This window comes from Falsibacillus albus (genome assembly GCF_003668575.1).
GTDB classification, from domain to species: Bacteria; Bacillota; Bacilli; order Bacillales; family DSM-25281; genus Falsibacillus; species Falsibacillus albus.
In genome coordinates this window covers 1-19,113 of sequence record NZ_RCVZ01000009.1, presented here as the reverse complement: position 1 = coordinate 19,113, position 19,113 = coordinate 1, and the positions used below count along the sequence as shown (strand labels likewise).

Genomic DNA, 19,113 nt, shown 5'->3' with positions numbered 1-19,113 from the left:
TCTCCCTTAAAAATATGATTTATATGTTTCCTGAAGCTTATGTTTATTCAAAGCAGGCGATACGGTCTGGCCAGACTGCAATGCGATGATCGATGCCGTCATCCCGACTTTGCATGCATCCTCGATATTGAAGCCGTTCATACATCCATAGATCACACCGGCAACGAGCGCATCCCCTGCCCCCGTCACTTCATCGACTTGAATATGCGGCGCCAAGATGACACCCGCTCCACCCGATTGCGAGTAATAGACAAGTCCTTCTTTCCCCCTTGTTATAACGACATTTTCAGCGCCTTTTTCAATGATCGCCTCGGCTGCCATGAAGAAGTCCCCGTCCTTCTCGATTTTCATGCCTGTCAGTTCTTCAGCCTCATCCTTATTGGATATATACCAGGTTGTCCCTTCCAGATTGCGCGGCAGCTTCTTCACTTTTGGCGAGGAAACCGGGGAAATCACAAGCGGCACACCCTCCTGCTTGCATCTTCTGATGATGTAGGCCAGCACCTCTTCCGGAAAGTTCGTATCCAGAAGGACCATTTCCGCTGAAGAAATCTGCGACCACCTTTTCTCGATGAAGCCGGTGTCGATCATCTCGTAAATATTCATATCGGCCAAAGCGATGGCCATATCCCCTTCTTCATTCAACACAGCCGTATACGTTCCCGTCGTTTGGTGCAGAACCATCATCGTACCCGCGACATCCACGTAAGGCTTCGTTTCCTCCAGCAGGAAAGCCCCTTCATAATCATCTGCAACAATCGTCATCAAAGAAGACGGAATCCCCATCCTTCCGAGGTTCTCGGAAATATTCCGCGCCACGCCGCCGCAGGAAATACTTGTCTCCGATGGATTCGATGTCCCATAAACGAGCTCTTTCTGCACTTTGAGCTTTCTGTCGATATTCGATCCGCCAATGCAGACGACGCCGTTGTTTTTCGGGAGGATATACGCCCTCCCCAGCAATTTCCCCGATTTCACAAGCGCTGATATGTACCCCGCAACAGCCGACCTTGAAAGCTGTGTCTTTTCACTCAATTCAGCTTGGCTGATAAACGGATTGTTCTCGATTAATTGGAGTATGAATTTTTCTTTTTCATTCATTTCCCCACCCCCATTGACAACAAAATGATAAACACTTGTTTACATTTTAAACATTTGTTGGGAATCATTCAATAAGTTTTCTTAAAATTTGTAATTGTGAAACTTTACACAAAATCTGGACGAAAAATGCTTCATGCGATATAGTTAGCTAGGTAACTACTTTTAAGGAAAAAATTTGTTATATACATCAGGCGTGAGAAAGGTTGCTTTGCGGTGTTCCCTCTAGAATTTAGCACCTTCCTCTCCAACTGACTCTATGAAAAACAACAGATTCATTTTTTATAAGAAAGGTGACATGATCGATGAACAACCATCATGAGTTTTTCCATCAGCTGCATCAATTGACGCGCTATTTGTCTAAGGAATTAAATGAGCGCCTCTCCGCATTGGGGATCTTTAGCAGCCAATGGACCATTTTGTATCGGTTAAAGCAGGTTGGCAGCTGCACACAGGCAGAGCTGGCTGATTATTTGGGGGTCGAGCGCCCGACGATCACCCGAACGTTGGCGCGCCTCGAGGAAGCCGGCTGGATCCAACGCCTCCAAGGAAAGGACAAGCGCGAAAAGCTCGTTAGCCTTTCAAATCAGGCACTGGAAGAATATCCAACGTGGCAGAAAGTCGTATCTGAATTCGAGAATGATATGCTGCAAAATGTTTCGGCCTCACAGCAAGCCGAAGTGAAAACCGTTTCTGCCCTCATTCTCGAGAAGTTGTACAGCAAGGAGGCATCCGATCGATGAAAAAAGAACAATTATGGACAAAGGATTTCGTCAGCATCTCCTTATCAAGTTTTTTCTTATTTCTAACCTTTTACACGCTGCTCGTCACCCTGCCGATCTATGTATTGGATGATCTGCATGGCGATGAAAAGGAAATCGGATTGATCATCTCCATCTTTCTCGTATCGTCCATCATCTGCCGGCCGTTTTCAGGCATATGGATCGAACGCTTCGGACGAAAGCCGGTCCTGCTCATTTCCCTGACTTTATTCTTTGTAGCTGCACCATTGTATTTTAGCGCAGGAAACGTAGGAGCTTTATTGCTGCTCAGATTTTTTCACGGGGCAGGATTTGGCATGGCAACAACGGCAACGGGCACCATCGCTGCAGACCTTGTGCCGAATTCGCGCAGGGGAGAAGGAATGGGCTATTTCGCAACCTTCATGAATATGGCGATGGTCATCGGCCCGTTTTTGGGACTGACGGTCATCCACTATGCATCGTTCCAGCTATTATTCCTGCTTTGCAGCATTTTTGCTTTTCTCGCCCTTGTCAGCGGCCTGATCGTGAAATTTCCGAAAGCAGCGCTCACAAAAGCAGCACCGCCAAAATTCCGAATCGGGGATTTATTGGAGAAAAAAGCCCTGCCGATTTCAATTTCCGCAGGTTCCCTTGCATTTGCTTATTCCAGCATCCTCTCCTTCATTTCCGTTTATGCGAAGCAGCTTGGCTTGATGGAAGCGGCCAGTTTTTTCTTTGTCGTCTATGCCGCTGCAATCATTATTTCAAGGCCATTTACAGGAAAATGGTTTGACCGCTTCGGCGAAAATGTCATCCTGTATCCATCGATTTTGCTTTTTGGCATCGGCATCTTCCTCTTAAGCATCGTCCATAGCGCATTCATGCTTCTCTTGGCCGGCGGTGTCATCGGCCTTGGCTATGGGACACTGGTGCCGGGAATGCAGACGATCGCCTTGAATTCCGTCGATTCAAGAAGAAGGGGAATCGCCACGGCGACCTTTTTCACGATTTTCGATACAGGGATCGGGGTCGGTTCCTTCCTTTTGGGGATCATCGTTTCCTCTTTAGGCTATGGAAAGCTATATTTCTATGTTTCGATTTATATCCTTCTTGTTGTGGGACTGTATCATATCCTGCATGGACGGAAGCAGAAGAAGAATGTGGCTTCGAACGAAGAGCAGAGACTATCTGCGTAATACAATTTGTTGTTGACCTTTATTTCTGCTGCAGGATGCTCGCTTTCCGAGGGGCGGGCGGTGAGCGTCCTCGCTACGCTGTGGGGTCTCACCTTGCCCGCTGATCCCTCCGGAGTCTCGCACCTTCCGCTCCAATCATCATCTCATGATGTATTCACAAAAATAAAACTTTTAGTCACTTATTCTCCGAGAAAACATCCAACAAAAATCAGCCCCCCACCCTTTGGTGCCTGTCACCTAGGGTAGGGGGCTGTTTCTTATTGTTCCGGCAAGTTGTGCCTTGGCAGGATCAAGACTTCGACCCTTCTGTTTTTGGATCTTCCTTCGGCGGTTTGGTTGGAGGCGATGGGCTGGAATTCTCCGAAGCCCTTTGCACTGAACCAGCGCGGGTCGAGATTTTTATTCTCCAGCATGATTTTCATGAAGTTGACCGCCCGCATCACGCTCAATTCCCAGTTGGAATCGAATTTCGAATTGTGGATCGGCTCATTATCGGTATGCCCGCTGATGATAATATCGCGAGGCGGGTCCATCACCAATAATTTCGAGAGTTCATGGGCAACATCCAAATTGCTTTTCTTGACCTCCGCTTTCCCCGAATCGAACAGGACATTGTCGCGTATGGTCAACAGCAGTCCTTCATCAGTAAGGGAGGTCGCAAATTTCACCTGAAGATGATTTTCTTTAATATACTGATTGATTTTCGCCTGAATTTGCTTTAATTCTTCTTGATCCAGCTTATGGAGCTGAATTTTCTTTTCCAAATCACTTGGTTGTGTCGGCACTTCTGTCGTTTGTATAGCCGCCGCCTTTTGATCTTCCTTCTTCAGCCCGTCAGACAGCGATGCATCGTCCTGAGGCGATGGCTGTGGATAGTCCATGACCCCCGATCCCCCTATGAAAATATCATTGAAAACGCGGGAAAGCATCTGAAACTTTTGGGCATCGACGGAGCTGGCGGCAAATAAGACGATAAACAGCGCCAACACGAGTGTCAATAAATCGGCGTACGGAATCAGCCATGATTCATCAATATGATTGTTTTCTTCTTTTTTCCTTCGTCTACGCCGGCTCATCTTTCATAACACCGCTTTCGTCGTCTAAAATTTTCTTCCGCTCCTCGGCAGGAAGATAGGACGCAAGCTTCTGTTCGATGATACGAGGCGCTTCCCCTTCCAGGATGGAGAGGATTCCTTCCACCATCATTTGTTTAATATTCACTTCTTCTTTCGATTTCCTGCGAAGCTTATTCGCAAAAGGATGCCACAGTACATAGCCCGTGAAAATCCCGAGCAGGGTCGCTACAAAAGCCGCTCCAATCGCATTGCCAAGCTCATCCGTATTATCCATGTGGCCGAGCGCGGCAATCAGACCCAATACCGCCCCAAGAACACCGAGCGTAGGTGCGTATGTGCCTGCTTGGGAAAAGATGGCTGCACCCGATTGATGACGGTCCTCCATCGCATCGATTTCCTCGCTGAGAACGTCGCGGATGTAGTCGGCACTTTGGCCATCCACCGCAAGACTTAATCCATTTTTCAAAAAAGGATCCTCCACTTCCCCTGTCTTTGCTTCAAGGGCAAGCAATCCTTCTTTTCGTGCAAGCTGTGCCCATTCGGAAAATAATCCGATCACATCCTTGGGGTCCAGCTGTTTCTTTTCTTTGAATAAAATGCCGAAAAGCTTTGGCACTTTCTTTAAATCCGAGCTCGGGAACGCAATCGTCACTGCTGCGATCGTCCCGACAATGATGATCATGATTGCCGCAGGATTGATGAGGACGCTTGGGCTCAAGCCCTTGAAGAACATCCCCAAACCGATTGCCAAAATCCCTAGCACAATCCCGATTACTGATGTTTTATCCATATGTACTTCACCCTATAAAGTTATTTCTACTGTTTATATCGGCTGTTTTTTCAACAAATGAAGACATATATTTTATAAAGTTAATATTTTGATACTTTAAGTAAAAAGATTGCCTGGTTCAAAATGATCCAGGCAATCTCCAATATTTATCGCTGCTTATGATCCTATTACTTCTCCCAAAGCTCTATACGTCTTCCCTCTGGATCTTCAATCCAAATAAACTTTCCATATTCATCAACTGCCTTCTCCATCACAATGGGAACACCGATTTCTTCTAGATGTTTAATACTGTCGTCCAAATTTTCAACTTGAAAGTTCAACATCACTTGTTGGTTTGTTGGAAAATATGGGTCATCTTCAGTGAAGAAGGAAAAGACGGTTTCATTGCCAGGTTGTGGCGTAAGGATGGCTCCATTCCAATTCTCAATTTCAATATTCAGGACTTTACTGTACCAGCTTTTGATATCCTCTAGATTTTTAGTCCTCCAAAAGATTCCTCCAAAACCCTCTATTTTCATAAAAAATCTCCTTTCTATCCCATGAGTTTTTGTGTTGGCTGCAGCGGCAGGTTCGAGCATACTGACCTTGAAAATCAACCTTGCTCAACCGTTGATATATTGCAACAAATTTTATAAATGGCTCTTTTCTCCAAGATTACTATTAGTAATAGTTTTTTTGATAAAATTTCATCTTAGGTGGTTGATTGCAGCGGAAAGCGAGTATCCTTCCTCGGAAATCAACCTGTACAAACTTTACGAAAAGAGCCTCTTGAAAACAGCCTTGCGAATGGAGAAAAAATCAAATGATGAATCGTTTACAAGAAAATCTAAAAACAGCAATTATTGCGAAAAGACCCATTTCTTTTATAATGCCCGCAAAATCCCTCCCAATCAAGAGCCACCCGCGTTCTCATCCACCAAGGCTGCCCGACATCACGATCCCAAAGCAGGCGCTGTTCAATAGGAACGTGATGCCCGCCCCGATGATGAGCCCTTTTCCCCTTCTCGGGTAGCCCTTACGGTACGCAATGGCAACCGCTGGGATGATATAGACAATCTGGACAATGCCGATGAAAAAATAGGCCACCGGAAAGACAATCAAAATCAAATGAAGCAGCACCGTCAAGCCGATCCCGGAAGCAAGCGTATCTTTCCGTTTAGGCTCGATTTCCTCCTCCTTATACTCGCTCATGATTCACCCCCGTCATTTCTGCGCGGATTTCTTCCAGACGCTTCACCTTATCGTCCCTGTAAAACAGGTTGTACGTATCGAATGGGATGATCTTTCCGTCCGGATGCGCGATGTGGACACATGATTTTTTCACGGAACGTATATCAAAATTATAAGCATCCAAAAATTGCATGATGATCACCCTGAACACATTGTCGTAGGAAATGTTCGGAGCGGACACCTTCGGAAGGCAGCAAAGCAGATCCTTCAGCGACATAGACGAGGATAGCGGCGAATGGTTCAGGCTGAACAGCTTGAAGATTTTATCCTTGATCTCCTCATCCTGTTCAAAGACGATCGTATTCCGCTCTCCTTCGAGCAGGACCTTCGGATCGATCATCCCGGTGAGCGGCGTCACTTTGCCGTTCGTCTTCAGCGCATACCCCATCGCCAGGCAGTCAGGGTGGCACGGGACCGGAATGATATCCTCACTGTTGAACACATCGGATTGATCGATGATCATCTGCCGCACCTCGCTGAGGGTGAGTCGATCGGTTGCAGGATCGAAGTCCTCAAGCCTCCCTGCTGCCTGAATCGGCTGGAACGTGACGCCCCTGACCGCTTTTTGCGAAAGGCCGTATTCAATGATTTTTCCGACCTCCTGATCATTGAGTCCTTTTTTCAACGTTACCACCAATGTCGTAGAAATGTTGAATTCATTAAGGTGCTCGATCGCCTTCCTCCTTGTTTCCCGCAAATCGACGCCACGAAGCTCCTTCAAGGCTTCTTTTTCAAAGCTGTCAAACTGGAGATATAGTTCGAATCCAGGTAGATACTCGGCAAGCCTTTTGGCAAACGAACGGTCCTGGGCAATCCGGAGCCCGTTTGTATTGACCATGATATGCTTGATCGGTTTCGTTTTCGCCAAATCGAGAATGTCAAAGAACTGCGGATGGATCGTCGGCTCGCCGCCGCTGATTTGGACGATATCGACCTCATGTTCATTTTTTACTAAGCTATCGAGCATGAACTCGATTTCCTCCAGTGACCTCCAGCGCTTCTTCTGCGGGGATGATTCTGCATAGCAGATCGGACATTGGAGGTTGCATTGATCCGTCACTTCAATCAAGGTCAAACAGCTGTGCTGCTCGTGGTCCGGGCAGATCCCGCAATCATAAGGACACCCATATTTGATCGGCGTATTGAAGCGGTACGGCATTTCGGATGGTTTGATGAATTCACGGCATTTCTTGTAGTACTCGATATCGGTGGAGATGAGCACCCGCTCCCTGCCATGCTCATGGCAATGCTTCACCATGTACACACAGTCATTTTCCAGGATGATTTTCGCTTCCACTTTTCGCAAACATTTGGAACAAATGCTATTCGTCAATTCATAGAACAGATAGCTTCGATTCGGCATCATGTTTCCTCGCTTTCTTGTACATTAATTGTCCGTAGTAGATCAACCCGGCAATGGCCGCAAGTTGAATATTGTTCAAGCCGAAGTACACATGCGGCGTCGGTTTGATAAAATCAATCAACAATCTGAACAACAAATAGCCCGCCATGAAAAGCTGAAATTCAAATCCTTCCCACGGCTTCGATTTATTCAACTTGCGCAGCCCAATGACGAAGGCGGCCAGCAGGAAGAGAAATACAATTTCATAAAGCTGCGTCGGATGCCGCGGCACCCCATCGCCGAAATCGACCCCAAATGGCAGCTTCGTTTCGGTTCCGTATGTATGGTCATCCAGCCCGGTCAAAAAGCATCCGACCCGGCCGATCGACATTCCTACAATGAGCGGAAGCACAAACTCATCGCCGGTCGATTTTTTCCATCCGACCATTTTTTTCGCTGCCTCGACCCCGATCAACCCTCCAAGCAATCCGCCGACGATCGTCTTCCCTTCCATTAAATAGGGGAGGTCCGTGAGAGAATGGATGGTTTTGATCGGATCTTCCAGCCAGTACAGCAGCTTCGACCCGAGCGCCGCCCCGACAATCGCCCCCACCAGCACCGCCAGCATCGTGTCATACGGGATTCTCTCTTTATTCCTTGTCCAAAGATACACCCTGAATCCGATGAAATAAGAGAGTGTTTCAAACACCAGGTGCGGATGGAAACGGAATCCGCCCAGATGGATCCAAACGGGAAAATCCATTTTCAACACCTCAACTCATATGTATAGGAAAATATTAACACAAATCACTGTTTATTTATCTGAAAAATCGAGAAATTTTGTTCGGATGATGGGGAAGGATTGCTGGGGGGGGGAGAGGGGCTGCTGGAGAATTGGCGGCGGCGGACGGCGGCGGGAAGAAGGTGGCGAACGGCGGGGGCGAAATTTGACGAAAGGTGTAGAATAATGGATATTTCGCTTTTTTCGCAGATATCTTCCTTCTGTCCTCACCGCATAAGCAGCGAAACATGTAAATCCATAAAAAAAGAACCCATCAATGATGGATTCCTTAATAAATTTACAATAGCTTCTTTTCGATCTTGTTCTCGTAGTTTTTGAATAACGAAGAGTTTGTGTTCTTTTTTCGTTTGGACATGAATTGGTTGAATTTGAGCATCTTCTCGTTGAGCTGCTTGGTGAGGTCTTCTTTTTCGACTTCGTCATCGCATTGAGCGATGAGGCTTTCGATGGTCATCATCTCTTGTCTGAGGGTCGATTCTTCAGGGGAGTAGCCTGCGTTCTTCATCAATCGGTAGGCCATGCGGATTTCTTGGGGGACATTGGCGAATTCATCCTTCGGCAGCGGTTTCCCCATCCCGGGCAGGTTGTCAAATTCACCGTTCTTATGGGCTTCGCGAATTCTTTGTTCGGATATAATATCGAAATAATCCATTCAACAGCACCCCTCTTGTCAATGATTATCCTTATTATACCTTATTCGAAGGCAATGGAACCGCTCTCAACGTTTCTAAATTTGTCAAAAAATTAACAATTTCTGATAGGTGTTTTTGCCTTTTTAAAAGAATGTATTCACCATTACGATTTTTTTAGAAAAGGTGTGGATATCTTTGAAAACATTTTACTCAGAACACTTTAAGCTAAAGGAAATTGCAGATGGCATATTCGCGGCAATCGATTCGGGAAGAGGCGCACTGGGCAATGCCGGCATCATTGATATGGGCGGCTTTACTGTTGTGGTCGATACGATGATGACACTGCAAGCGGCGGCTGATTTGAAAAGCGCAGCCCAAGCCTTGATCGGAAAGCCGATCAAATATGTCGCGACGACGCATTGCCACGGCGATCATGTCAGGGGCAATCAACTGTTTGATGAAGCCGCGATCATCAGCACCCCTTCGACCTATGAGGCCATGAAGGAACGGATCATGCCGCAGGTCAAGATGCAAATCGAGAACGAATCAGCTTACCTCTCCATGCTGACAGGGCAATTGGAAACGGAAAAAAATGAAGAAAAGCGCAGCGAGCTGAGATCCAGCATCACGCTCGTCGAGGAAATCGCCAAAACGATCCATGATTTCAGCCTGCGCCTCCCGGATGTCACGTTTGAGGACAAGTTGACCATCGCTGGCAGCACGCGGACATTGGAACTTCTTCATTTCGGCAGCGCCCATTCGATATCGGACACCGTCGTTTGGCTGCCGGATGACAAAGTTGTTTTTGCAGGCGACTTGCTGTTCGTCGAAAGCTTCCCATCCTTCCAAGAAGGAAACTATCGCCGCTGGAACCGAGTGCTGGACGAGTTGAACAAGCTTCCATTTACTTGCGCCGTTCCTGGCCACGGTGGAGTCGGCGGTAAAGAAGACATTCAGCATTTAAAGGAATTGATTGAGCATATGATCCAGGCAGGCGACGCAATCTCAGCCGAAAGCGCCGCTGAGCAGCTGTTGATTCCAGACAAGTTTGCAAAATGGAGTGCACAATCATTGTTTTTCCGTAATGTGAAAAAGGTCTTCAACGATCGCCAACCAGACAAATAATTACGCCGAACTTGGAAAAGATATGTGTAAAGTGATGAAGGGAGTGAACAGCATGGCGCGAGGAAAAGGATTCAACCATAAAGAAAAAGGACATCCGGGCAATTTCCCTGAGAACAGCATCGCTGAAAAACATACGAAAGAACGCATCGAGGACGAAGAATTCATCACCACTCAAGAAGCGTTCAAAAATCGGGTCGAAGAAGAGGAATAAAACTGGGACCACCCCGGTTCAACTGGGCAGAATCGGGATGGAGTCAATTTGTCTGACGGTCATCAATTTCATTGATGACCGTTTTTGATTGGAGAGGGATGCAGCGACGAATTGCATAACATAAGCGGGTTTGAGCGGGATTTGTGGTAGAGTTGCCTATGTAATAGCGACTGTTTTATATTAAAAATTCATCCTCCAATGTTGATTGGAGCTGAAGGTGAGAGACTCCGGGGGGATCTGCGGGCAGGGTGAGACCCCGCAATATAAGACGGATATTCGATTAAGTTCGGTACGTCGTGTGCCAACATCGAACGACCTCACATCCTGTTAGCCCCCTCAGAAAGCGAGCATCCTTCCGCGGAAATCAACCTTTCACACTGTTAGATATTTATTAAAACTAGCTTTACGAATAAAGTCTTCTCACAATAAAAAAAGCCGATGCATCTCACACATCAGCTTTTCCCTATTTTTATTTTACTTCCACCGGTTCTGTATCAAGCACCATGGCCGGGCCGAAGAATTCATAGTGGATCCGGTCTTCCGGGATGCCGATTTCTTTGAGCTGGCGGATGACGGCTTCCATGAACGGTTTCGGCCCGCAGACGTAGCATCTTGTTTCAGACGATAGGATCACTTTTTGCAGGAAATCTTTTTGGATGTAGCCGGAAAAATCACCGGCTTGCTTTTCTGCTTCGTTTGCTTCATAGCCAAAGTAGGAACGGCCGTTTTCAAGCTGCTGGCAGGCTTCCTGTACTTCTTCCAAGAATGCGTGGACATCTACGTTCCTCGTTGCGTGGATGAATGCAACATCCCGTTTGGATTCATTTTTCACCATGGTTTGGAGCATGCTCATCATCGGGGTGATGCCGACGCCGCCGCTGATCAAGGCAATCGGTGAATTTTCTTCCCTATTCAAGACGAAGTCGCCGGCAGGAGCACTTACTTTTATCATATCGCCAATATTCACTTCATCATGAAGATAGTTGGATACTTTCCCTTCAGGCATGCATTCCGTTTCACGCTTCACGGAAATGCGGTAATATTCGTTTCCTGGCGCACAGGACAAGCTGTACTGGCGGTTAAGCGTGTAAGTTTCCCCTGGAATCTGGACCTGGATGGTGATGTATTGCCCTGGTAAAAAGCTCGTTACTTTACCTCCATCTGCTGGCTTTAAGTAGAAGGAAGTGATCGTCATGCTTTCCCTCACTTTGTCGCTTACGACGAACTCCTTGAAGTCCTTCCAGCCGCCCTCCTGTTCTTCGGCTTCTGTGTACATCCCCTTTTCGACGCTGATGAAGACGTTGGCAATTTCACCATATGCTTCTGCCCAAGCGTTGATGATGTCTTCCGTTGCCGCGTCTCCGAGCACTTCTTTGATCGCTTTCAGCAAAAATTCACCGACGATCGGATAATGCTCAGGCTTGACGGCCAAGCTTCTATGCTTATGGGCAATTTGTTTGACCGCCGGCAGCAGCACCTCAAGCTGATCGATGTATTTGGCAGCTGCATATACTGTATTGGCCAAGGCCGTTTGTTGACGTCCCTTCGATTGGTTGGCATGGTTAAAGATATTTAAAAGTTCAGGGTGATTGTTAAACATTAATTGATAAAAGCAGGTTGTAATTTCTTGACCTTTCACTTCCAAAACAGGCGCAGTCGATTTGACGATGTCAATTGTCTTTTGGGATAACATTTGAATCGCTCCTTAAAGTAGTATTTTGAATACATCTTTAAATTACTCCTCTAGCAGGTTTAAAGCAATATTTAAAATATATCTTTAAATAATCTGTCACAAATTTAGACATTGATTTGTCACAATGCTTATAATAGGTAAAGGTGATGATAATGAGATTAACCAATTATTCCGATTACTCTTTGAGGGTTTTATTATATTTAGCTACGCTTCCAAAAGGCGAATTGGCCAATATTAAGCATATAGCGGAGGCATATGGGATTTCAAAAAACCATCTAATGAAGGTGACCTATGAATTGGGCAAGATGGGGCTGGTCGAAACCATCCGCGGCAGAAACGGCGGCATCCGTCTGGGAAAATCCCCTGACCAGATCAACATCGGTTCGACCGTACGGAAGACCGAGGAAGACTTCCACCTTGTGGAATGCTTCGACCGCGAGCACAACCAATGCGTGATCACGCCTGTGTGCGGATTGAAGCATGTGCTTCATAAAGCCTTGCAGTCATATTTAGCCGTCCTGGACGAATATACATTGGCCGATTTGATAGCCGATCCAGACGCCTATCGTCAATATTTTCAATCAAAAAGCTGATCCTTTATCGTTCAAAGATCAGCTTTTTCCTTCTAAAAATTCTTTGAGTACGATAGCATGGTTGTACGTTTCATCTTTCGCACCGTACAGAAGCGTCACGTTTCCTTCAGCCCCTTTTCGTTTGAGCGATTCAACCGCTTCTGCTTTTTCTTCCGATTGTAGTTCTTCTCTATATTTTTCCCTGAACTGATCAAATTTTTCCGGATCATGACAGAAAGATTTCCTAAGTTCCGTACTTGGTGCGATTTCCTTCATCCACTCGTCCAGCTTAGCTTTTTCTTTAGAGACCCCCCTCGGCCAAAGCCGATCGGTGAGGACTCTTTTCCCATCTGATTCCTCTGCAGCTTCATAAATCCGTTTCATCTGAAACATGCATACACTCCTTTTATACTAGATTATTTGCTCTTTCCCTCATTCTAAATCGTAAAACAATTCCATTCCACTCCCAGCCCTGATAAAATAGAATAGAACATTCTGAAAAAAAGGAGAATTCTATATGACAACTTTCCAGGATAAAATGGAACGATACGCCGAATTGGCCGTTAAGGTCGGCGTAAATATTCAAAAGAACCAAACATTGGTCGTCAATGCAACGATCGATGCAGCCGAGTTCGTTCGCTTGGTCGTAAAAAAGGCCTATGAAGCAGGCGCTAAGCATGTGAACGTCAACTGGGGCGATGATCAGATCAGCCGTATGAAATATGAAATGGCGCCGCGCGAAGCATTCGATGAATTTCCTGAATGGCGTGCAAGGGAAATGGAAGACTTAGCTGAAAAAGGTGCAGCTTTCATGTCGATCATTTCTTCAAGCCCGGACCTTTTAAAAGGAGTAGAAGGAGAAAGAATCGCCGCTTTCCAAAAGGCAGCTGGTACTGCCCTGAATAAATACCGCCAATACATACAATCCGATAAAGTCAGCTGGACAGTGGTTGCCGTCCCTTCTGAAAACTGGGCGAAAAAGGTATTCCCTGAAGCAGATGCAAACGAAGCAGTAGATAAGCTTTGGGATGCCATTTTCAAAGCGACGCGTTCTGATTTGGAAGATCCGGTTCAAGCATGGAAAGACCATGACGCTTCCCTTCATGAAAAAGTTGACTATTTGAACGGGAAAAATTATCACAAACTTCATTATAAAGCGCCTGGCACAGATTTGACGATCGAGCTTCCTGAAGGGCACCTTTGGGTTGGAGCAGGCAGCATCAACTCCGATGACAATGAATTCATGGCAAATATGCCGACAGAGGAAGTCTTCACGGTTCCTCTTAAGACAGGTGTCAATGGAACAGTTTCCAGCACGAAGCCTTTGAGCTACGGCGGAAACATCATCGACAACTTCTCCCTTACATTTGAAAATGGACGTATTGTCGATGTAAAAGCAGAAGAAGGCGAAGAAACATTGAAGCGCCTTGTCGAAACGGATGAAGGCTCACACTACTTAGGCGAAGTCGCATTGGTTCCATTCAACTCGCCGATTTCACAGTCGAACATCTTGTTCTACAACACGCTGTTCGATGAAAATGCCTCCAACCACTTGGCGATCGGAAGCGCATATGCGTTCTGCATCGAAGGCGGCAAAAAGATGTCCAAGGAAGAGCTTGAAAAGAATGGACTCAACGACAGCATCACACACGTTGATTTCATGATCGGCTCCTCTGAAATGGACATCGACGGAATCACAAAGGATGGCAGCTCTGAGCCAGTATTCCGCAACGGAGACTGGGCATTCTAATTTCATGAATGATAGGGGTGGCCCCTCTGGTGACAGGCACCAGGGGGCCACCCTTTTTATTTGTTTTTAATTTTGCGAAATTTGTCAATTTGACCTTGTGCCGGACCCTTTTGAGGAGTATGATATGGAAGGTTATGAAGCATCAAAGGGGTGAAACGGCTATGAGAATCAGGGATTGGGATCGAAATTTGAAAGTCCGTCTATTCGGGGAAGCGCTGTTGAATTTGACATTTTGGATGTTCTTCCCGTTTTTGACGATTTATTTTACAGAAGCATTCGGAAAAGAAAAAGCCGGCATCTTGCTGATCGGCTCTCAGGTCTTCTCCGTGCTGGCCAACCTGCTGGGAGGCTATTATGCGGATCGATACGGCAGGAAGAAAATGATGGTGCTGTCTGCATTCGGGCAAGGTGTGGCCTTTTTAGTATTCGGCTTTGCCAATTCGCCTTGGCTTGAATCAGCGACGCTCGGCTTCATTTGCTTCACTTTTGCCGGCATGTGCGGATCGGTCTATTGGCCCGCCAGTCAGGCAATGGTCGCAGATGTCGTCGATGAAAAGGAGCGGAGCAACGTTTTCGCCGTCTTCTACACTTCGATCAACATTGCTGTCGTCCTCGGACCGATGCTCGGCGGAATATTTTATGTGCACTATCGTTTTCAATTATTGGCTGTATCCGGATTAGTATGCATGCTGCTTGCCTTCATGCTCTTCAAATGGACACGAGAAACCGCACCTCTTTTGGTCAACAATGACGGCGCAGAAGCGATCCAAAAACTGAAATGGCATGAAGCATTATGGAATCAAGTGAAGGACTACCGCGTTATCATCCGCGACAAGACCTTTCTATTATTCATCATCGCCGGCGTCCTGGCTGCACAGACCTTCATGCAGCTCGACCTGCTGATACCTGTTTATATAAAAGAAACGATTAAAGAGGCGCCGCTCCTCCATTTCGGTGATTGGTCGCTGAATCTAAGGAGTGAGCAGATATTCGGCTTTGTCCTATCTGAAAACGGCCTCCTCGTCGCACTTTTTACCGTTTTTGTGACAAAATGGATGACAAAGTATTACGAACGGAACGTCTTTATGATCTCTTCCATCGTATACGGACTCGCCATCTTCATGATGGGGCAATTCGGCACCGTCTGGGGAATGATCATCGCAATGGCCTTCTTCACCTTTGCAGAGCTGATGACAGTCGGCATCCAGCAAAGCTTCATCTCGAAGCTCGCGCCTGAACACATGAGGGGACAATATTTCGCCGCGGCCAGCCTTCGGTTCACGATCGGCCGGACGCTCGCACCATTGTCCATCCCGCTTACGACCCTATTTGGCTATGAATGGACCTTCCTTTCGCTGACTTTCCTCGCCGTGCTCAGCGCCGCCATCTATTGGCTGATGTTCCGTCGGTTTGAAAAAGACAAAACAGAAACAGCGAGTGCTCAATAAAAAACGCTTCGCCCCATTGGGGCGAAGCGTTTTTTGCGTATTAATCTGATTCATTGCGCGCAACTCAGATTTTTTGCGCCTAAATTAAGATTTTTGCGCCTAACTCCAGTTTTTTGCGCGATTTTCAGATTTTATGCGCTTAACGCCGGTTTCGGACTACCGCGCAGATTCATCCGACTATGAGGACAGCAGGCAACATCGTTTTTTGCGCCTTAATCTGATTTTTTGCGCACAACTTAGATTTTTTGCGCCTAAATTAAGTTTTTTGCGCCTAACTACGGGTTTTTTGCGCTGGAATCAAAATACTTGCGCCAAACCACTAACTTTTCCGCACTTAAATATCCCCTCATAGAAAGTATTCCAACAGCACTTCTTGAAACACTTCGATTGCTTTTGAAGAGTCTTTTTCCGACTGCCGGATGATTGAGAAGTCCCTTTTGACGGGGGTGTCTTTATGATTCAATATGCGCAGTAGCTTCATGTCGTATTCTTTTCGGATGGCCCAGCGCGAGATCAGGCTGATGCCGAGCCCTGCTTCTACGGATTCTTTGATGATCTGGGTGCTGCCGCATTCCATGGATTCTAGTGGTTTTATCCCCTGGCTTTTTAGGAATTGATCGGTCGCCTCTCTTGTGCCTGAGCCTTTTTCGCGTATGATCCAGCGTTCGTGTTCCAGTTCTTTCGCAGTGATACGTGTCTTTCCTGCCAACGAGTGATCTTTCCCCGCTGCAATGTACATTTCGTCCTCTGTCAATTTAATTACGGTGAGATCTTGATGTAGGTTCATCCCTTCGACGATTCCGATATCCAATTGATCATCGTGGAGCTTGGCCGCGATTTCCGTCGTGTTTCCGATCGTGATGGTCGGGTGTATATTTGGAAACTTCTCCATTAAAATCGAGATCGTATGCGGAAGGATGTACTCGCCGAATGTATAACTGGCGCCAATCCTGAGCTCCCCAGCAGGTATGTTGAGGATACCTTGGATTTTTTGATTCATCTCTTTATGTGCCTGCTTTAATTCGACCACGTACTCATACAAAATCTTCCCTGCCTTCGTAAGTCGAAGTTTTTTATGATCCCGGATGATCAATGCCGCCCCAAGCTCCTTTTCAAGCCCTGCAACATATTGGCTCACAGCTGGCTGGGAAATGAACAACGAATCCGCCGCCCTTGAAAAACTCCTTTCTTCCGCCACCGCCAGAAAAACTGAATATTTTTGCTCCATTGTAGTCATCCCTTCCATAAGTTATTACTTATGATTTCTATTGATTATATTAATTTTTATTATATCGAAACGAGCAGTATAATGATAATAGATCATTTGGAGGTGTCACACATTTTGAATACATTACAACGATTCCCTCTAATGGGCGGAGTTTTTTTCACCTTTATCATTGCCGTCATCGGCACATTTTTAGCGAAGCTGCCATTTTTCAGCATGATCGGACCATTAGCTTCTGCCATCCTGATCGCCGTTTTGTTCCGGCAATTTTTCGGCTATCCGACTGCCATAAAATCGGGGATTGATTTCAGTTCAAAAAGACTGCTCCGTTTGGCTATCATTCTATTTGGTTTAAAGCTGAATATTTTGATGATCGTCAACCAAGGGCCGGCTGTTTTGCTATTAGGGAGCTTTTCCATCATTTTTTCAATCATTCTCATGCTTTGGCTTGGCAAACTATTAAAAAGCGATAAATCGATCACACTCTTGCTTGGGGTCGGCACAGGCATTTGTGGTGCTGCCGCGATTGCCGCAATCGCACCGATCGTCAAGGCAAAGGAAGAGGATACGGCTTTGAGCGTCGGCATCATCGCGATGATGGGAACCATTTTTTCCGTTTCCTATACGCTTCTATTCTCCTGGTTCCCTATCTCCACCCATCACTATGCATTGTGGAGCGGGATCAGCCTGCATGAAATCGCACATGTCGCCCTTGCAGCAGCTCCTGCAGGCGGCGATGCACTGGCCCTTGCTCTCCTAGCTAAGCTTGGCAGGGTGCTTCTCTTAATCCCGGTCAGTTTGATCTTTATTTATTGGATGCGAAAAAAAGAGAATGATAGAAATGAAGCAAAAATTGAGTTCCCTTATTTCCTTCTCGGCTTTTTGCTGATGAGCCTCGCGGGAACTTTGCTGACACAGTATGGATTTTTGAATCAAACGATGATCGACAGTGTGTCCAAAGTGACGACATTCATTTTGACGATGGCCATGACCGGACTCGGCCTCAACATACACTTTAAAGAACTTAGGGAAAAAGCGCTGAGGCCGCTGCTGACCATCTTCATCGTCTCTGTTCTTTTGTCGCTTGTTACCTTTGGTCTCGTGGAAGTGCTCTTTTAACTTCTCACAGTCGTATATTTGAAACTTAATAGAAAATACTGCGTATGTATTCATATACTTTCAAAGAGGAGATGATCGCATGATTTGGCTAATCGTCGGAGCTCCGCTTGTTTTGATCATAGGCATTTCAATCTATTTCAGCAAAAGGCAGCACCTCCTGATGCCACTCAAAAGAGCCATGGCGTTGAATCTGATTCAACAAAATTTCAATTCTACAATAGCCAAAATGGTGGAGGAGATGGCGGGGGAAAATTCAAATAAAATCTCCAAAAAGAAAAAACCCTGTGGATCGTCATCCACAGGGTTTTCATCTGTTTACAGATTCAAAATAGAATCGTTTTCGTCTTCGTTCATTGAATCGAGCATTAGCATGATTGAAGTATTTAAGGAAAGGTCACTCATGTAGCGATCTTCATCACTGCTGGACATGCTGCTCAATCCTAATTCCGCATTCAATCCTAGTTGGCTTGAATTGTGATCATAACGGCCACTGTTCATAAGATTCAATTGAAGGTCTGATTTCACTTCACCATTCAAGCTATTATTATAAGAATCATTGTTGTTCTCAACCCAAAGTCCAGTGTCGACTGCTGATGACAAACTGCTTGAATTGTTTTCATCATATGAATTGGACATAGAGCTTAACATTACATCTGTCATCGCATTCAACCCGGCTTTATTTGAATCTTCATCGTTTTGGGTCATTGCCCATAGACCAGCATATGCTTTCGCATTCAATGACGATTGATTCCCTTCATCGTTTGACATAGCCATTACATCTGTCATTGTGTTCACGCCAGCTTTCGTGCTGTTCATATCTTGGTCGCCTGTGTTTGTTGACTCTGCCCATGCGTCTGCATCTGCTTTTGCATCCAATGAAGATTGGTTCTCTTCATTTTTTGACATGGCTTTCACATCGGTCATCGTGTTCACGCCTGCTTTCGTGCTGTTCATGTCTTGGTCGCCTGTGTTTGTTGACTCTATCCATGCGTCTGCTGCTGCTTTTGCATCCAATGAAGATTGGTTCTCTTCATTTTTTGACATGGCTTTCACATCGGCCA

20 protein-coding genes are annotated in these 19,113 nt (G+C 46.1%); 8 read left to right on the top strand and 12 right to left on the bottom strand.

Features of this window, described 5'->3' with window-relative positions:
• Positions 1-6 precede the first annotated feature (6 nt).
• A complete protein-coding gene (locus tag D9X91_RS13140; protein WP_121681098.1) occupies positions 7-1,101 on the bottom strand; it encodes a carbohydrate kinase in 1,095 nt (364 codons plus the stop codon).
• Positions 1,102-1,403: 302 nt separating this feature from the next.
• On the opposite strand from D9X91_RS13140, the gene D9X91_RS13135 reads away from it, so the two are divergent.
• Positions 1,404-1,841 (top strand): MarR family winged helix-turn-helix transcriptional regulator, encoded by a 438-nt coding sequence (locus D9X91_RS13135; RefSeq protein ID WP_121681097.1) that lies wholly within the window; start codon positions 1,404-1,406, stop codon positions 1,839-1,841.
• Entirely contained in the window at positions 1,838-3,037 is a 1,200-nt protein-coding gene (locus tag D9X91_RS13130; RefSeq protein ID WP_121681096.1) for an MFS transporter, read from the top strand. Before D9X91_RS13135 ends, D9X91_RS13130 begins: the two co-directional genes overlap by 4 nt.
• A 257-nt stretch (positions 3,038-3,294) precedes the next feature.
• On the opposite strand, the gene motB is transcribed toward D9X91_RS13130, so the two are convergent.
• The 7 genes from motB to D9X91_RS13095 all read right to left on the bottom strand — a co-directional run bounded on the left by motB (position 3,295) and on the right by D9X91_RS13095 (position 8,929).
• A complete protein-coding gene (gene motB / locus D9X91_RS13125; protein WP_121681095.1) occupies positions 3,295-4,113 on the bottom strand; it encodes a flagellar motor protein MotB in 819 nt (272 codons plus the stop codon).
• A complete protein-coding gene (gene motA / locus D9X91_RS13120; RefSeq protein WP_121681094.1) occupies positions 4,100-4,903 on the bottom strand; it encodes a flagellar motor stator protein MotA in 804 nt (267 codons plus the stop codon). The genes motB and motA overlap by 14 nt, the downstream gene beginning before the upstream one ends.
• Positions 4,904-5,070: 167 nt before the next feature.
• Positions 5,071-5,421, bottom strand: a complete 351-nt coding sequence (locus D9X91_RS13115; protein WP_121681093.1) for a VOC family protein — start codon at positions 5,419-5,421, stop codon at positions 5,071-5,073.
• 391 nt (positions 5,422-5,812) lie between these two features.
• Positions 5,813-6,094 carry a hypothetical protein gene (locus D9X91_RS13110; protein WP_121681092.1) on the bottom strand — a complete coding sequence of 94 codons (282 nt, stop codon included), beginning with the start codon at positions 6,092-6,094 and terminating at the stop codon, positions 5,813-5,815.
• Positions 6,081-7,499, bottom strand: a complete 1,419-nt coding sequence (locus D9X91_RS13105; RefSeq protein ID WP_407644192.1) for a radical SAM protein — start codon at positions 7,497-7,499, stop codon at positions 6,081-6,083. The genes D9X91_RS13110 and D9X91_RS13105 overlap by 14 nt, the downstream gene beginning before the upstream one ends.
• Positions 7,468-8,238, bottom strand: a complete 771-nt coding sequence (locus tag D9X91_RS13100) for a prolipoprotein diacylglyceryl transferase (RefSeq protein WP_121681090.1) — start codon at positions 8,236-8,238, stop codon at positions 7,468-7,470. Before D9X91_RS13100 ends, D9X91_RS13105 begins: the two co-directional genes overlap by 32 nt.
• A gap of 316 nt (positions 8,239-8,554) precedes the next feature.
• Positions 8,555-8,929 carry a DnaJ family domain-containing protein gene (locus D9X91_RS13095; protein ID WP_121681089.1) on the bottom strand — a complete coding sequence of 125 codons (375 nt, stop codon included), beginning with the start codon at positions 8,927-8,929 and terminating at the stop codon, positions 8,555-8,557.
• Between the two features lie 175 nt (positions 8,930-9,104).
• Here D9X91_RS13095 and D9X91_RS13090 point away from each other — a divergent pair, with 175 nt between their 5' ends.
• Both D9X91_RS13090 and D9X91_RS22735 read left to right on the top strand, forming a co-directional pair.
• Complete coding sequence (locus tag D9X91_RS13090; protein WP_121681088.1) at positions 9,105-10,034, top strand: MBL fold metallo-hydrolase; 930 nt, start codon at positions 9,105-9,107, stop codon at positions 10,032-10,034.
• Between the two features lie 52 nt (positions 10,035-10,086).
• Entirely contained in the window at positions 10,087-10,245 is a 159-nt protein-coding gene (locus tag D9X91_RS22735; protein ID WP_199738110.1) for a hypothetical protein, read from the top strand.
• 469 nt (positions 10,246-10,714) lie between these two features.
• On the opposite strand, the gene hmpA is transcribed toward D9X91_RS22735, so the two are convergent.
• Entirely contained in the window at positions 10,715-11,938 is a 1,224-nt protein-coding gene (hmpA, locus tag D9X91_RS13085) for an NO-inducible flavohemoprotein (protein WP_121681087.1), read from the bottom strand.
• Between the two features lie 152 nt (positions 11,939-12,090).
• Here hmpA and D9X91_RS13080 point away from each other — a divergent pair, with 152 nt between their 5' ends.
• Positions 12,091-12,531: an Rrf2 family transcriptional regulator gene (locus D9X91_RS13080; RefSeq protein WP_121681086.1), complete on the top strand. Its 441-nt coding sequence runs from the start codon at positions 12,091-12,093 to the stop codon at positions 12,529-12,531.
• An 18-nt stretch (positions 12,532-12,549) separates the two neighbouring features.
• On the opposite strand, the gene D9X91_RS13075 is transcribed toward D9X91_RS13080, so the two are convergent.
• Complete coding sequence (locus tag D9X91_RS13075) at positions 12,550-12,903, bottom strand: DUF488 domain-containing protein (RefSeq protein ID WP_121681085.1); 354 nt, start codon at positions 12,901-12,903, stop codon at positions 12,550-12,552.
• A 124-nt stretch (positions 12,904-13,027) separates the two neighbouring features.
• Here D9X91_RS13075 and D9X91_RS13070 point away from each other — a divergent pair, with 124 nt between their 5' ends.
• Positions 13,028-14,260 carry an aminopeptidase gene (locus D9X91_RS13070; protein ID WP_121681084.1) on the top strand — a complete coding sequence of 411 codons (1,233 nt, stop codon included), beginning with the start codon at positions 13,028-13,030 and terminating at the stop codon, positions 14,258-14,260.
• A gap of 161 nt (positions 14,261-14,421) precedes the next feature.
• Positions 14,422-15,708 carry an MDR family MFS transporter gene (locus tag D9X91_RS13065; RefSeq protein ID WP_121681270.1) on the top strand — a complete coding sequence of 429 codons (1,287 nt, stop codon included), beginning with the start codon at positions 14,422-14,424 and terminating at the stop codon, positions 15,706-15,708.
• Positions 15,709-16,054: 346 nt separating this feature from the next.
• On the opposite strand, the gene D9X91_RS13060 is transcribed toward D9X91_RS13065, so the two are convergent.
• The gene (locus D9X91_RS13060; protein WP_158598316.1) at positions 16,055-16,936 is read right to left on the bottom strand and encodes a LysR family transcriptional regulator; all 882 of its coding nucleotides are present in this window, start codon (positions 16,934-16,936) and stop codon (positions 16,055-16,057) included.
• A 114-nt stretch (positions 16,937-17,050) separates the two neighbouring features.
• Between D9X91_RS13060 and D9X91_RS13055 the strand changes: the two genes are divergently transcribed.
• Positions 17,051-18,052: a YeiH family protein gene (locus D9X91_RS13055; protein WP_233569789.1), complete on the top strand. Its 1,002-nt coding sequence runs from the start codon at positions 17,051-17,053 to the stop codon at positions 18,050-18,052.
• Positions 18,053-18,367: 315 nt separating this feature from the next.
• On the opposite strand, the gene D9X91_RS22515 is transcribed toward D9X91_RS13055, so the two are convergent.
• Positions 18,368-19,113: hypothetical protein (locus D9X91_RS22515; RefSeq protein WP_199738109.1), on the bottom strand; the 746-nt coding region annotated here is incomplete at its 5' end.

What these genes read in the sequence shown, in the direction of transcription:
- D9X91_RS13095 (WP_121681089.1), bottom strand. Translation starts at nt 8,929, where the DNA reads ATGGATTATTTCGATATTATATCCGAACAAAGAATTCGCGAAGCCCAT.
- D9X91_RS13100 (WP_121681090.1), bottom strand. Translation starts at nt 8,238, where the DNA reads ATGGATTTTCCCGTTTGGATCCATCTGGGCGGATTCCGTTTCCATCCG.
- D9X91_RS13115 (WP_121681093.1), bottom strand. Translation starts at nt 5,421, where the DNA reads ATGAAAATAGAGGGTTTTGGAGGAATCTTTTGGAGGACTAAAAATCTA.
- D9X91_RS22735 (WP_199738110.1), top strand. Translation starts at nt 10,087, where the DNA reads ATGGCGCGAGGAAAAGGATTCAACCATAAAGAAAAAGGACATCCGGGC.
- motA (WP_121681094.1), bottom strand. Translation starts at nt 4,903, where the DNA reads ATGGATAAAACATCAGTAATCGGGATTGTGCTAGGGATTTTGGCAATC.
- D9X91_RS13105 (WP_407644192.1), bottom strand. Translation starts at nt 7,499, where the DNA reads ATGATGCCGAATCGAAGCTATCTGTTCTATGAATTGACGAATAGCATT.
- motB (WP_121681095.1), bottom strand. Translation starts at nt 4,113, where the DNA reads ATGAGCCGGCGTAGACGAAGGAAAAAAGAAGAAAACAATCATATTGAT.
- D9X91_RS13065 (WP_121681270.1), top strand. Translation starts at nt 14,422, where the DNA reads ATGAGAATCAGGGATTGGGATCGAAATTTGAAAGTCCGTCTATTCGGG.
- D9X91_RS13060 (WP_158598316.1), bottom strand. Translation starts at nt 16,936, where the DNA reads ATGGAGCAAAAATATTCAGTTTTTCTGGCGGTGGCGGAAGAAAGGAGT.
- D9X91_RS13130 (WP_121681096.1), top strand. Translation starts at nt 1,838, where the DNA reads ATGAAAAAAGAACAATTATGGACAAAGGATTTCGTCAGCATCTCCTTA.
- D9X91_RS13135 (WP_121681097.1), top strand. Translation starts at nt 1,404, where the DNA reads ATGAACAACCATCATGAGTTTTTCCATCAGCTGCATCAATTGACGCGC.
- D9X91_RS13070 (WP_121681084.1), top strand. Translation starts at nt 13,028, where the DNA reads ATGACAACTTTCCAGGATAAAATGGAACGATACGCCGAATTGGCCGTT.
- D9X91_RS13075 (WP_121681085.1), bottom strand. Translation starts at nt 12,903, where the DNA reads ATGTTTCAGATGAAACGGATTTATGAAGCTGCAGAGGAATCAGATGGG.
- D9X91_RS13140 (WP_121681098.1), bottom strand. Translation starts at nt 1,101, where the DNA reads ATGAATGAAAAAGAAAAATTCATACTCCAATTAATCGAGAACAATCCG.
- hmpA (WP_121681087.1), bottom strand. Translation starts at nt 11,938, where the DNA reads ATGTTATCCCAAAAGACAATTGACATCGTCAAATCGACTGCGCCTGTT.
- D9X91_RS13080 (WP_121681086.1), top strand. Translation starts at nt 12,091, where the DNA reads ATGAGATTAACCAATTATTCCGATTACTCTTTGAGGGTTTTATTATAT.
- D9X91_RS13110 (WP_121681092.1), bottom strand. Translation starts at nt 6,094, where the DNA reads ATGAGCGAGTATAAGGAGGAGGAAATCGAGCCTAAACGGAAAGATACG.